Annotated in this window: 13 protein-coding genes and 1 tRNA gene; 7 read left to right on the top strand and 7 right to left on the bottom strand. The window is 61.7% G+C overall.

The window, feature by feature from the left end; genetic code table 11:
- Positions 1 to 15: 15 nt before the first annotated feature.
- Complete coding sequence (locus RQ479_RS06030) at positions 16 to 693, top strand: DsbA family oxidoreductase (protein ID WP_292653598.1); 678 nt, start codon at positions 16 to 18, stop codon at positions 691 to 693.
- 6 nt (positions 694 to 699) lie between these two features.
- Here RQ479_RS06030 and RQ479_RS06025 read toward each other — a convergent pair whose 3' ends face one another.
- Positions 700 to 1,134: a hypothetical protein gene (locus tag RQ479_RS06025; RefSeq protein ID WP_376704431.1), complete on the bottom strand. Its 435-nt coding sequence runs from the start codon at positions 1,132 to 1,134 to the stop codon at positions 700 to 702.
- Positions 1,135 to 1,763: 629 nt separating this feature from the next.
- Here RQ479_RS06025 and RQ479_RS06020 point away from each other — a divergent pair.
- A complete protein-coding gene (locus RQ479_RS06020) occupies positions 1,764 to 3,653 on the top strand; it encodes an ABC transporter ATP-binding protein/permease (protein WP_376704430.1) in 1,890 nt (629 codons plus the stop codon).
- Between the two features lie 271 nt (positions 3,654 to 3,924).
- Complete coding sequence (gene mgtE, locus RQ479_RS06015; RefSeq protein ID WP_376704429.1) at positions 3,925 to 5,289, top strand: magnesium transporter; 1,365 nt, start codon at positions 3,925 to 3,927, stop codon at positions 5,287 to 5,289.
- 58 nt (positions 5,290 to 5,347) lie between these two features.
- On the opposite strand, the gene gor is transcribed toward mgtE, so the two are convergent.
- From gor to rpiA, 3 genes are all read right to left on the bottom strand, one after another.
- Positions 5,348 to 6,736, bottom strand: coding sequence for a glutathione-disulfide reductase (gor, locus tag RQ479_RS06010; protein WP_376704428.1), 1,389 nt, complete (start codon positions 6,734 to 6,736; stop codon positions 5,348 to 5,350).
- Between the two features lie 118 nt (positions 6,737 to 6,854).
- Entirely contained in the window at positions 6,855 to 7,433 is a 579-nt protein-coding gene (locus RQ479_RS06005; protein ID WP_352448901.1) for a DUF2059 domain-containing protein, read from the bottom strand.
- Positions 7,420 to 8,151 carry a ribose-5-phosphate isomerase RpiA gene (rpiA, locus tag RQ479_RS06000; protein WP_376704427.1) on the bottom strand — a complete coding sequence of 244 codons (732 nt, stop codon included), beginning with the start codon at positions 8,149 to 8,151 and terminating at the stop codon, positions 7,420 to 7,422. The genes RQ479_RS06005 and rpiA overlap by 14 nt, the downstream gene beginning before the upstream one ends.
- A gap of 144 nt (positions 8,152 to 8,295) precedes the next feature.
- On the opposite strand from rpiA, the gene RQ479_RS05995 reads away from it, so the two are divergent.
- Together RQ479_RS05995 and RQ479_RS05990 are read left to right on the top strand one after the other, a co-directional pair.
- Positions 8,296 to 8,979 (top strand): phosphoglycolate phosphatase, encoded by a 684-nt coding sequence (locus tag RQ479_RS05995; RefSeq protein ID WP_376704426.1) that lies wholly within the window; start codon positions 8,296 to 8,298, stop codon positions 8,977 to 8,979.
- 103 nt (positions 8,980 to 9,082) lie between these two features.
- Positions 9,083 to 9,157 (top strand) — tRNA-Val (locus tag RQ479_RS05990).
- A 39-nt stretch (positions 9,158 to 9,196) separates the two neighbouring features.
- On the opposite strand, the gene RQ479_RS05985 is transcribed toward RQ479_RS05990, so the two are convergent.
- Positions 9,197 to 9,469, bottom strand: coding sequence for a hypothetical protein (locus RQ479_RS05985; protein ID WP_352914720.1), 273 nt, complete (start codon positions 9,467 to 9,469; stop codon positions 9,197 to 9,199).
- A gap of 198 nt (positions 9,470 to 9,667) precedes the next feature.
- Here RQ479_RS05985 and RQ479_RS05980 point away from each other — a divergent pair, with 198 nt between their 5' ends.
- Together RQ479_RS05980 and RQ479_RS05975 are read left to right on the top strand one after the other, a co-directional pair.
- Entirely contained in the window at positions 9,668 to 9,919 is a 252-nt protein-coding gene (locus tag RQ479_RS05980; RefSeq protein ID WP_292653589.1) for a PepSY domain-containing protein, read from the top strand.
- A gap of 127 nt (positions 9,920 to 10,046) precedes the next feature.
- Entirely contained in the window at positions 10,047 to 10,523 is a 477-nt protein-coding gene (locus RQ479_RS05975) for a hypothetical protein (RefSeq protein WP_376705876.1), read from the top strand.
- Positions 10,524 to 10,532: 9 nt separating this feature from the next.
- Here RQ479_RS05975 and RQ479_RS05970 read toward each other — a convergent pair whose 3' ends face one another.
- Positions 10,533 to 12,431 carry a murein L,D-transpeptidase gene (locus RQ479_RS05970; RefSeq protein WP_376704425.1) on the bottom strand — a complete coding sequence of 633 codons (1,899 nt, stop codon included), beginning with the start codon at positions 12,429 to 12,431 and terminating at the stop codon, positions 10,533 to 10,535.
- Positions 12,432 to 12,651: 220 nt separating this feature from the next.
- Positions 12,652 to 13,398: a 3-oxoacyl-ACP reductase family protein gene (locus RQ479_RS05965; protein ID WP_376704424.1), complete on the bottom strand. Its 747-nt coding sequence runs from the start codon at positions 13,396 to 13,398 to the stop codon at positions 12,652 to 12,654.
- Positions 13,399 to 13,405 lie beyond the last annotated feature (7 nt).

Raw genomic sequence — 13,405 nt, 5'->3', positions numbered from 1 at the left:
GAACAGGAGATCAAGATGAACGACGAGAACTCGATTACCGTCGATGTGGTCTCCGACGTGGTGTGCCCCTGGTGCTTTATCGGCCAGAAACGGCTCGACAAGGCGATTGCCGCCGTCGACATCGACGTTCACATACGCTGGCGGCCCTTCCAGCTCGACCCGACGATCCCGCCCGAAGGCAAGAACCGCCGCGACTACATGGTGGCGAAATTCGGCAGCGAGCAACGCATCCGCGAAATCCATGCCCGGATCGAGCCGTTGGGCGAGGCTGAAGGGATTTCCTTCGCCTTCGACGCCATCAAGGTCGCGCCCAATACGCTGGATGCGCACCGGCTCATTCGCTGGGCCGGGACGGCCGGCGAGGCGGTTCAGAACCGGCTGGTGCGCCGGCTGTTCCAGCTGAATTTCGAGGAAGGCGCCAATCTCGGCGATCATGCCGTGCTGATCGAAGCGGCCCGCGAGGCCGGCATGGATGCCTCCGTGGTCGAAACGCTTCTGCCGACCGACGCGGATGTCGAGGCGGTGCGCACCGAAATCGCCACCGCTTCGCGCATGGGCATATCGGGCGTGCCGTGCTTTCTGCTTGAAGGCAAATATGCGGTGATGGGCGCCCAGGACGCCGATACGCTTGCCGATGCACTCCGCCAGGTCGCCGCGGCCAAGGCACGCGGCGAACTGGAAACGGCCAACTGAGCCGGACTATTTCACCGTCACCTTGGCCTTGCTGACGAAAAAGCCATGGCCATGCCTGCCGGTGCAGGTCAATGCCTTGGTGGATGACTGGCAGAAAAACGGCCCCTTGCTCCAGCTATTGCCGTACGCCAGCTTGGTGACGTCGCCGCAGCAGCCTTGCTCGCCCGGATTCTTGATCAGCGTCGCCGGGCCTTTCGGGCCGAGGATGATGGTGACGTAGCTGGGCTCGACGCGCGAACAGCGCAGTTCCGGTCCGCCATCCTGCGGCTCGTAGGTGCTGGTGCCGCCCTTCGGCGTGTAGATGCAGCCAATATTGCCGGACGGCGTGTTGAACTCGATCTGTCCCTCGGCGTTTGCGGGAACGGTCTGGCTGCCGGCATATGTTTGCGGCAGCCAGGCGAACGTTGCGAGCATCGCCACAAACAATGTCCGTGCAAGCATGAAGAACTTCCCCCCGGTTCAAACCTGGATGCGTCCGGCAGGTTCGATCCGAAGCGCGTGTTTGTCAAACGCGGTTTGTGAGCGCTCTTAAAAAGGCACGGGCCAATTGATATTGATCCGCATCCTGGACTGTGTCGGCAAAGTCATTGCTTGGCCGACTACGGGCTCCTGACAAGGCGGCTTCAACCACGAATCATACGGTCACGTTCTGGCCGCCGATGAGGCCGGACTGGCCTCGAAGGCGGGTTCAGGCTGTGAAGATCGACCGCTGGACGGCGCTTCTATGTTCACAAAGCTGTGTGAAGACCTTCCCTTGGGGAAGGTCTCTACCTGCTCCGGCGCAGGCACGTAACTATCTGAAATTGCCTTGGTATTCCGCCCCTCGAAACGTGACGGCCTAGCGCCGAGATCATTCATTCTGTTGCTCCACTGCAACGGCCGGCGAGCTAAGCCGTCGGCGGCCGGAGAAAAGCTAATGGAAAATGATCAATTGGTGTTACTGTCCGTAACAAAAGAAAAATCGTTTGGGCGGGATAGTGATTCGGGTCGATAGACCAACGCGACATTCAATATCGGAAAAATGGCTCCGCGGTGCCGCAAGGCAGTCGCCCCTGACGCCCGTATCGTCGATGCGCAGCTTCTGGGGACTGATGCGGGCCTACTGGTTCTCAGACCGCTGGATGGAAGCCTGGACGCTGACACTGGTGATCGCCCTGCTCACCGCGCTCTCCAGCAAGTCAGGCGTCTGGTTTGCCGTAGCATCCGGAGAGCTGGTCAACTCGATCGCCTTTTTCCACGATGCCGCCAACACCACCCCGCTTCAGACACTGCTGACCAATGCCGGGATACTTGTCCTCCTGGTCTTGCTCAAGGATGCGGGTTTTACCGGTATCCGCAGCCTGGTATCCGCAACATTGCATCGCAAGTGGCGCGGCTGGCTGGACAGCCAGTTCAACGAAGCCCTGCTTGACGCCAATCACACGCATTTCCACGCTCAGCATGGCTCGTCAGGTGCCGCCGCTCCCGACAATATCGATCAGCGCATCCAGGAATCGATCAAGGACATGACGGGCGGCGCCATCGGCCTCGCGATGGGGGTTCTTGCCGTTGCTACTTCATTGTATTTCGTTGGCCAGCAACTGCTTGCACACTCGGCGGAGGTCAAAGGGCTGGAGTTCCTCGGCAGCTATGGCAGCGCCGTCCTCGCCTTTCTGGCGGTCGCCACCTACGTGCCGTTGAACACCTGGATCGCTGTCAAGCTGGGCAGGCTGCTGGAACGGCTCAATGTCAGGATGCAGCAAGCCGAAGGCAGCTATCGCGGCGAGCTGATCACGTTCCTGCGCCGCAGTTTTCATGTCGCCGCATCGCAAGGCGAGAACGTGCAGAAGGCAGTGCACACCCAGCGCTATGTCGACATCGACCGCACCTGGGCGCGGCTGAACATCGTCAACACAGGCTACAATTCGTTCGAGCTGATCTACAATTTCATCGGTGCCCGCATTGTCGCCTACGGGCCAGGCTTGGTTCCCTTTATCCATAACGGCTTCGATCTCAAGGGCTACATAACCGGCTCCGAGATGGTCAACTCGCTGATCAGTCAATGCTCGTGGTTCATCCACGTCATGCCTGCCATCGCCGCGCTGCGGGCCAACAGCCAGCGCGTCACCGAACTCGCAAACGCGATCGAAAACGTCCAGCACCCGCAGGAATTTTATCAGCAGACCGGCCGCTCCGATTTTCGCTACGACCGCCAAAACCCGGTTTTCGGCCTGACCATCCAGAAGCTCGAACTGGCGCATCAGGGCGAGGACGCAACGCCCTTCCTGAGTGCCGCGAATTTGCGCTTCCGGCGTGGCGAATGGACGTTTCTCAAGGGCGAATCCGGTTGCGGCAAGACCTCGCTGATCAAGGCGATCAACGGCCTGTGGCCTTACGGCCGCGGCACCATCGTCTTCCCTGAGGGGGTCAGGAGTTTCTACGCCGCCCAGGAGGTGAAGCTGCAGCAGGTTTCACTGAAGCAACTGGTCTGCCTGCCCGGTTCCGAGCACGATTATGCCGACGCGCAGGTCGCATCCGCCCTGCACAAGGCCGGCCTCGGCGATTTCATCGAGCATTTGGCCGATGAGAGCCGTGAAGGAAAGATCTGGGATCAGGTTCTCTCGGGTGGGCAGAAACAGAAGCTGGTTGTCGCCCGCATCGTGCTGCAGCAGCCGGGATTGCTGTTCCTCGATGAAGCCACTGGCGCGCTCGACCCCGATGGACGGATCGCCTTCCACCAGGCGATCAAGGACAATTGCCCTGATGCAACTGTGATCTCGATCATGCATGAGGCGACGCCGCCGAGATCGCTCGCGGGCACCGAATTCTACCACAGCGTGGTTGCGATCGCCGACGGCGTCGCCACCAAGAAGCCGCTGGTTCCGAGCTTGCCGGTCGAGCTCACCACCATCCTCACGCAGCCGACGCGGCCGGCCGAGGACAAGTGGCTACGCTTTCCCCGCCGGCTGAAGCAGAGATAGCCGCGGCACCACTGCCGGCATCCAGCCAGCCTGCCACGTCGCCCGATCACAGTCTCGCGATCCAGTCGGTTTGCCGCCGCTTTAACCCGCTCTCGCGATTGACTCGGCAAGGCGCTCTCCTATGTTGCGCCGGCTTGCAGAATCTCAACTCGAACCCGCGAGCAGAAAGGTCACCGCGCCATGCCTGGCGACAGTCACAGTCGAACGCAACCGCCGTCCGCTTGATGTGACCTGACAGGCTCACGTCCTGCCGGACGGCAAGGAGTGAGCCATGAACGAGTTTTCCCCCCTAGCGGGCGGCGATGCCATCGCCATCGCGCGCGTGCTTGCAAACGAACACATCGCCGACATCGTCGAGGCCTTGAACCAGGAGCCCCGCGAGACGGCATCGGAGCTGCTCTGCGAGGTGCCGTTCGAGCGGCTGGTCGAAATCTTTGACCAGCCTGAACTCGACGGCGCATCCGAGCTCGTCGAGGCGCTGCCCCGCGTCAAGGCAGGCAGACTGCTTGCGGCCATGTCGGTCGACCGCGCCGCCGACATACTGCGCGATCTGAATGAACCGGCTCGTTCCGAGCTGCTTGGTGGCCTGGCGCCACCGCTGCGCGCGACGCTGCTTGCCATTCTCGGCTACCCCGAGGGCAGCGCCGCCTCGCTCATGACGACCGAATATGTCAGCGTGCCGCCGGACTGGAGCGTGGCCCGCACGCTGGATTATATCCGCAAGGTGGAGCGGACTCGCGAAACCGTCTACGCGATCTACATCGTCGATCCGCAAACGCATGTCCTGTTGCGCTCGACCAGCCTGCGTCGACTGATCGCTGGCGAGCCCGACGAGCTGATCATGGCAATAGCGCCGGATCGTGCGCCTATCACCGTTTCACCGCTGACCGATAGTGAAAAGGTTGCTCAGCTGATCTCGAAATACGATCTGCTCGCCGTCCCGGTCGTGGATAACGCCAAGCTCCTCGGCATCGTTACCATCGACGATATTATCGACACGATGATCGAGGAAACGACCGAGGACGTGCATCGTTTCGGCGGCATGGAGGCTCTGGACGAGCCCTATATGAAGATGGGCTTTCTGGCGATGATCCAGAAACGCGCCGGATGGCTGTGCGCGCTGTTTATTAGCGAGATGCTGACCGCAAACGCGATGCAGAGCTACGAAGGCGAGCTGGAAAAGGCGATCGTGCTGACCCTGTTCATTCCATTGATCATGAGCTCCGGCGGTAATTCCGGCTCGCAGGCGACCTCGCTCGTCATCCGGGCGCTGGCGCTGCGCGAAATCAGCCTTGGCGACTGGTGGCGGGTGGCATTGCGCGAGCTGCCCACCGGCCTGGTGCTTGGCTCGATTCTTGGCGTGGTCGGCGTCTGCCGCATCGCGCTCTGGCAGTATCTCGGCTTCTACGACTATGGCCCACACTGGCCTCTGATCGCAATGACGATCGGCGCCACGCTGGTTGGCATCGTCACCTTCGGCTCGCTGTCTGGATCGATGCTGCCGTTCGCCCTGAAGCGCATCGGCTTCGACCCGGCCAGCGCATCGGCCCCGTTCGTCGCCACGCTGGTCGATGTCACCGGGCTGGTGATCTATTTTTCTGTGGCGCTGGTGATCCTGCGCGGAACGCTGCTGTAAAAAAACTCACGCACTTCCATCGCGGCAATTTCGTTGCCGCGATGGGTTTATTGTCGCGTCAGACGCGCTCACCATCTCTCACCCGGTAAGTCGGCTTGTACATGGTGACGAGTTCTTCCGCCGCGGTCGGATGCACCGCCATGGTGCGATCGAAATCATCCTTGGTCAGGCCGGCCTTCAGCGGTATGCCGAGAAGCTGCGCCATTTCGCCGGCATCCGGCCCGAGGATGTGGGCGCCGAGGACCTTTTTCGAGGCGCCGTCGACGACCAGCTTCATCAGCATCTTTTCGTCGCGGCCGGAAAGTGTGTGCCGCATCGGCCGGAAGGTGGCGCGGTAGATTTCAAGGTCCGAAAAGCGCTTTGCCGCCTCATCCTCCGACAGGCCGACAGTGCCGATCTCGGGCTGCGAAAAGACTGCGGTAGCGATCGTGTCGTGGTCGGGCGCCGTCGGATTGTCCTTGAAGGCGGTCTCGACGAAGCACATCGCTTCGTGGATTGCCACCGGCGTCAATTGCACGCGGTGGGTGACGTCACCGATTGCCCAGATATTGTCGATATTGGTGCGGGAGTATTCGTCGACTTGGATTGCCCCGGTCTTGGTCATTTCGATGCCGATGCCCTCCAGGCCCATGTTCTCGGTATTGGGAATGCGGCCGATGGCGAGCATAACCTGGTCGACCGTCAGCACCGTGCCGCCGGTGACAAGCGCGTCGAGTCGGCCGTCAGGCCGCTTCCTGACCCACTCGGACACGGCGTGGCAGAGGATTCTTATCCCTTTCTTTTCCATCGTGTCGTGCAGCATGCGTCTGAGGTCCATGTCGAAACGGCTGAGGATCTCCTTGCCGCGGTAGACCAGCGTCGTGTCGACGCCAAGTCCATGAAAGATGTTGGCGAATTCGACGGCGATATAGCCGCCGCCCTCGATCATGATTGCCTTCGGCAACTCCTTTAGATCGAAGGCCTCGTTGGAAAAGATGCAGTGCTCATGGCCGGGCAATGCCGGATGCGGCGCCGGGCGCCCGCCGGTAGCGATCAGGATCTGGTCGGCGCTAACGCTGCGATCCTCACCGAGAAGATGCACCACATGCCGATCGACCAGGGTGGCGCGCGAATGAAAGACCTGGCCGCCGGCGCCCTGCACGTTCTTCTTGTAGATGGCCTCCAGCCGGCTGATTTCCCGATCCTTGTTGGCGACCAGCTTTTGCCAGTCGAAACGCGCCTCAGGCACCGTCCAGCCATAGCCGGCGGCGTCGGCGAAATGCTCGGGGAATTGCGAGGCGTAGACATATAGCTTCTTCGGCACGCATCCGCGGATCACGCAGGTGCCGCCATAGCGGTATTCCTCGGCAATGCCGACACGCTTGCCGAGTGCGGCCGCGACGCGCGCCGCCCTCACCCCGCCGGAGCCGCCGCCGATGACGAAAAGATCGTAGTCGTAACCGGCCATGGCTGAACTCCTTGCCCCTCAAACACCGAGACAGGTAGGCTGCCGACTATCAAAAGAAAAGCCCGGACTTGCCGGGCTTTCTGGTCCAGTGGCGGTCAGGCCCCTCGGAAGTCGGCAATCAATTCGGTGTGGCGTCCGCGGGAGCTGCGCCATCGGCCGGAGCGGTACCGTCGGCAGGTGCAGCCGGCGCCTTTGCATTCGCCGCTGCACCCAGGGTCTCGCCGACCTGCTGGGCGAGATCGCGAGCCAGGCCGTTCTGCCAGATCTCGGCAGCCTTCACCAGTTCGCGCGTCACGATCGGGCCGTTGTCGAGCAGCTTCTTGCCGGAATCGGAATTGTAGAAGGCGGCAATTTCATTGAGTTCCTTTTCCGAGAACACCTTTGCATAGGCGAGCGCCGCTTCCTTTTCCAGGTCGGCGCGGCGCGAAGCCAGGGCCATCGCCTTCTCGTTGATCGTCTTGGCGATCAGTTCCTGCATGTCCGGGTTCTTCTGGATCAGCTGCTGCTCCAGTGCCGCGGCCGCTTGCGGCAGGATGCTGTCGAACGTATCCGTCGCATGGATCGCCGCGACGGCGGCGCGCGCCGCCTTCAAATGCGCATCGGTGACGTCCTGCGAAAACGCAGGCGACGAAAACGCGAAAACGGCCGAGGCCGCCAGAATGGCAAAAAAGCGGCCAACCCGGTTATGCAACATCATGATCGGTAAAACTCCCTGATTTTCGGGCGGCATGGAGGGTTTGGATGCCGTCGCCGCCGGCTATGATGGCCGTTGATGCCAGCCCGATGAAAAGACCATGCTCGACCACGCCCGGAATGGCGTGGAGAGCATTCGAAAGCGCTCTTGTATCCGGAATGCGGCCAAAAGATGCATCGAGGATAAAATGGCCGCCGTCTGTAACAAATGGCTGGCTCCCCGTCATCCTCAATGTAACAGGGCCGGAAAGGCCAAGGTTTGCAGCCGCCGCGCCGACCGCAATTTCGGTGGCGCGCAGGCCAAACCGGTTGACTTCGATGGGCAGCGGAAACCGGCCGATCATTTCGACCATCTTGGAGCTGTCGGCGATGACGATCATGCGGGCGGAGGCCGCCGCGACGATCTTTTCGCGCAGCAGCGCGCCGCCGCCGCCCTTGACCAACGTCAGCGCCGGATCGATCTCGTCGGCGCCGTCGATGGTGAGATCGAGCTCGGGGGTTTCCTCGAGGCTGGACAGCGGCACACCAAGCTCGGTGCAAAGGACGGCGGTGCGCTCCGAGGTCGGCACGCCGATGACAGTCAGGCCGGTGGCGACCTTGTCGGCGAGCAGCCGCACGAACTCATCCGCCGTCGTGCCGGTGCCGATGCCGAGCCGCATGCCATCCGTGACATGGGCAAGCGCTGCCCGCGCGGCCTCAACCTTCAATTGCCTCGCATCCATGCCGGGTCCCGAGATTTGTTTCGGCGCTCGTAGCATTTTTGCCGGGCTGGTCAAAGGACCTTGCCCGCGGTGGATAAGCCGGCTTGCCTGAACGGGCCGCAGCGGTTATCGCCTGCCGGCAATCAAATCGTCACAGGACAGGCCATGACCCGACCGATCATCGTGTTCGACCTCGACGGGACGCTGATCGACACGGCGCCGGACCTGCTCGACAGTCTCAACCACAGCCTTGCCGCCAGCCAGCTCGCGGCCGTCGACGAAGCCGGCTTCAAGCGCTTCGTCGGCCATGGCGGCCGGGTGATGATCGAGCGCGCTCACGCAGCGCAGCATAGGTCGCTGGCAGTGGAGGAGCACGACCGCCTGCTCAAGCTGTTTCTGGACCATTACACCGTTAACATCCCCGGCAAATCGCGCCCCTACCCCGGCGTCCCCGAGGCGGTCGCACGGTTCGAGGCAGCCGGTTACCTGCTGGCCATCTGCACCAACAAATACGAGGCCAATTCGGTGGCATTGATCGAGGCGCTCGGTATGACCAGGCATTTCGCGGCGATCTGCGGTCAGGATAGTTTCCCGTTCCGCAAGCCCGACCCGCGCCATCTCACGCAAACCATCGCGCGCGCCGGCGGCGACCCGCACCGTGCACTGATGGTCGGTGATTCGCAGACCGACATCGACACGGCAAAGGCCGCCGGGATTCCGGTGGTGGCAGTCGATTTCGGCTACACCGACCGTCATGTGCGAGAGTTCGAACCGTCGGCGGTGATCTCGCATTTCGATTCGCTGACGCTTGATCTTGTCCAAGGGCTGATGGCCGCGGCAGAAGGCTGAAAGCTGCCCATCGGGCGGACCGCCAGATGCCGACCGACAAGTGGTTGACTTCGCAGGCCGCCCTCCCTTATATCGCGGCGCGCTTGGCCTTCGGGCAACGAGCGGGCGATTAGCTCAGCGGGAGAGCACACCCTTCACACGGGTGGGGTCGCAGGTTCAATCCCTGCATCGCCCACCATCTGCTTTCCTGAATCAAATTCAAGCCAAGCCAGAGCGGCTAGCAGCTGCAGGTAGCCCCCTCGCCGCCAAAATTCTTTTGGGCAAAATTCAAAGCGCTGCTGTAGCTCGTATAGCTCTGGAACTGGCAAACGTTGGAGCCGGCCCGCACCTTCATCTGCTCGATATCCCAGAACGAAACCTCGATACGGTCGTCGGCGCAATAGACTGTATAGCGCTCAGGTTCCAGCGCTGCGGCTTTCTGCACAGGCATCGAAATGGCCAGGATGGAAAGTGTGAAAAGTACAAATATGATGGCATGACGCGTTTGCATGTAGACCCCCGAATGACCACCGGCACTATTATGGCCGCGATGTTGAGACGACGCATCATGATTTTAAGCAGTCGCCGTGTTCTTTCGGCGGCCATAAATCAGGTACGGACGACGTCTCCCTGTAGCGCAACGCTCCGCGATCCCGGAACAAACCTGCATGGAAACGAGTTTCTACTGATCGAGATGTGAGGGAAAGCCATGTCCAGACTTGTTTTGGCGGCCGCCGTGCTGCTTGTCGGCGGATCGGCCTTTGCCGCGGACGAAAATCCGGTGCCGCCGCAGAATGCCAAGAAGCTGTCGGAAATCATTGCTAAAGTCGAGCAGCGCGACGACTTCCGCTACATCAAGGAAATCGATTGGGACAGCGGCGCCTACACCGTCATTTATTACACGAACGACAAGGCCAAAGTCGAAATCACCTATGATCCGGTGACAACCGCGCCGAAATGAAGCTGTCCGCCAACGGTCCAGATTCTAAAAAGTGGCGCGCCTCGAAGGCCCCTGGCCTTCGGCACACCCTTGCGTAGATATGACTTTGATGGCTGACTGGGTGCTATCATTGCGCGCGGGGGTGGGCATGGCGACGGCGAAGCACGTATTGAAACGCGTTCTGATGATGCTCGCCGGTTATTTCGTTGCGGTATTGGTGGGCTTGATCGCGGTGGCGGCGATCTATGGCGGGCTGAGCTCGCTGCCAAATGCATCGAACTATTTCGACGTCATGGGTGTCACACCCGTCGCGGTGCTTCTGGTGCCGCCGCTTGGTATGTTCATCTATTTTCTGACGATCGTGCTGACCGCCCTGCAGACACTGATCTTCGCACTGATTGCCGAGTTTTTCTCGCTGCGCAGTTTTTGGCTGCATATGATCTTCGGCGCCGCGGCCGCGGTTGGCGGCTTCGCCTTGATCTGGCCCAGTGTACCAGACGACACGAACCCGGAGCGTTGGGCCGATATCGGTATCATTGCCGCGGCAGGCATTGTTGCCGGCCTGGTCTATTGGCTGATCGCCGGGCGCGACGCCGGCTTCCGGCGTCCGCTGTTTCAGCGCTAGAACCGTATCTCAGCTAGCCGGCGAACGCACCGCTTCGGTGCTGTCGAGCGCCTGCTGCAGGCGTATGTCACGGCCGTAGACATCGTTGAAATATTCGACGGTGCCGGACAGGTCCGGCCATGCGGTGAAATAGGCGACGTAGACCGGGATCTTGCGTGTCACATCTTCGGTCGAATGTCCGTGTTTCAGTCTGTCCTCGATATAGTCGACCGAGGTGCCGAGCACGGCAGCCGCCATGCCGCGCGGATCCTGCAAGCGCACGCAGCCATGGCTGAGCGCGCGCATGTCGCGCTGGAAAAACGACTTCTGCGGCGTATCGTGCATGTAGATGGCGTGCTTGTTGGGAAACAATATCTTCAGCTCGCCCAGCGCATTGGCCTCGCTCGGCAGCTGGCGCACGCCGTAGGGTATCTTTGCGCCGTAGGCGCCCCAATTGACCGAGGAGGAGGGAATGCGCTTGCCGCGGGCATTGACCACCTCATAGCCGGCGCGGTCGAGATAGCCAGGATCCCGGCGCAGCCGCGGCAACATCTCGTTGACCAGGATCGACTGCGGCACGCCCCAATAGGGATGGAAGTCGACCTGCTCGATCTGGTCATAGAAGAAAGCAGTCTGGTTGGTGGGCCTGCCAACGACGGCGCGGGTCTTCAGCTTCTCCTCGCCGTCGTCGATATAGCTCGCGGTGAAAGCCGGCTGGTTGATGAAGACGCGCGGGCTACCGAGGTCGGAAGGCAGCCAGCGCAACTCTTCGAGCGCAACCCGAACCTTCTGAATTTTGTCGGCCTTGGACGTTCCGGTCAACGATGCGACGGTACGCGGGCCGATGACGCCGTCGCCTTTCATGCCGGCCCGTTTCTGCACCGCCTTGATCACCGGCACCAGCTCCGGATCGTAGACCTGGCTGGTGGCGAGCCTCGCCAGGACCTCGCCATAGGCGCCGCCCATCTCGTCATCGAGATTGCGCGCGATCTTTGTCAACAGCTTCGGCAGCTCGGGGCTGGTCTGCCCCGGCTTCAACAGCAGATTGGGATCGATGGTGATTTCGTCTTCGGCGCTGGCCTGGAGCGCTTCCAGTTCGACGCGCAGCGCCTGATACTCGGAATTCTGTGGATGCCGCGATTCGAGATAAGTGCGCACTTGCTGGGTATGGGCCAGCGTCTTCAGCACGCCTTCCATGTCGAGCGGCTTCGGCGGAAAATCGTAGTAACCGGTCATGCGGTTGGGATCGACGCGGCCGCTTTGTGCGTCACGGGCGTAGCGCAGGACACGCGCCGACAGCGCCATCTCGAAGCGGACCAGCTCTTTCAGGCGTTCATCGGCATTGCCCGCCGATTCGCCTGCTGCCGGAACTTCGACGGTGTAGTCGGCGGGCGTCAGGCCGTAGCTCGCGGCCTCGCCCAGCACCCGCACGGCATCCTGGGCGCGGCTGCTGGGACTGGTTCCCGTCACCCAGATGAAATCTGGATTGGCCGAGTAATAGGCGATCAGCGCCTTGGCGATGTCCTTCTCGGCGTAGAGGTCATAGCCGTCGAGGCCGGCAATGGCTTCGCGGAATGCAGCCCCGGTGGCCGCCGGCTCGAACGCAGCATCCTGAGGCGTTGCCGGTTCAGGCGCTGCCGACAGTGCCGAAAAATCGACGCGCACCAGCGGATCGCTCTTGTAGGTATAATAGGATGGGCTGCTGATTTGCGCACCACCACCGCCCCCACCACCGGAAGCGGCCGGCGCCTTGGGCTTGTATTTTGACGGCGGCGGCGGAAAGTTACCTTTCGGCGGTGCGTGTTTGACGCCGCCGCCGAAAAGCATGTCGAAGAACCCTTGCGCTTCAGCCTTCGGCGCCCCGAAGGCCAGCATTGCCGCGGCCACCGCAAACGGCAGCACGGTTGCTTTGTTTCCAAGGAGTTTCATGGATCACCCGCTCCGGTTGAACCGGATCCCGTTCCGCACCGCTTTCACGGTCTCGCCCACCGCATGGCGGATGTAAGGCGTGACTACACTGATTCATACTGATTTCGTTAAGCTTCCATAAATTTCGGAACGTCTGTTGCAGAACGGTTTCACAACATCGTGACGGGTCAAGCGGTTCCGCCATCGCCCCCGATCAATGGTAGTGCCCGTGAGCCAAGCCTCAAGCGTTGGCGCCGCCGTCGATGGTCAATGCCGCGCCTGTCACGAAGCGCCCTTCGGGACCGGCAAGCCAGGCGACCATGCCGGCGATCTCGTCGGCCGTGCCGAAGCGAGGCATCGCCATCTTCTGGCGCTGATGCTCGGCGTGCGGGCCGGCTGCCGGATTCATGTCGGTATCGGTCGACCCCGGATGGACGACATTGGCGGTGATGCCGCGCGGACCGAGATCGCGTGCAAAGGCCTTGGTCAGGCCAACCAAGGCAGCCTTGCTGGCCGAATAGGCGCTCAGGCCGGCGTCGGTGGCACGCTCGGCCAGATTGCTGCCGATCGAGATGATCCGGCCACCCTCGCCCATATGCGCTGCTGCCGCCTTGGCGGCGACGAACGGGGCTCTGAGGTTTACCTCCATTGTCTCGTCGAAGTCGGCAAGCGACAGGGCATCGATCGGCGCAGCGCGCCAGATGCCGGCGCTGTTGACGAGGATGTCGAGCCGCCCGAAGGCTTTTGCTGCCTCATCGACTGCCGCCTCGATCGCCGCAGCATCGCGATTGTCGGCCTTGATGGCAAAGCCCCGGCCGCCGGCCGCCTCGATTTCCCTGACCACCGCACGCGCCCCTTCCTCGCCATTCACATAGGTGATCGCCACGCCTGCGCCGTCGGCCGCGAGCCTTCTTGCGATCGCCGCACCAATGCCGCGGCTGCCGCCGGTGACCAGGGCGGCCTTGCCGTTCAAGCTTCTGTATGACATCTGCTTC

The sequence above is a fragment of the Mesorhizobium sp. ISC25 genome, from assembly GCF_042295465.1.
Lineage (GTDB): Bacteria > Pseudomonadota > Alphaproteobacteria > Rhizobiales > Rhizobiaceae > Mesorhizobium.
Note: the sequence above shows the minus strand (reverse complement) of the source record. Positions and strands in the feature narration are given on the sequence as shown.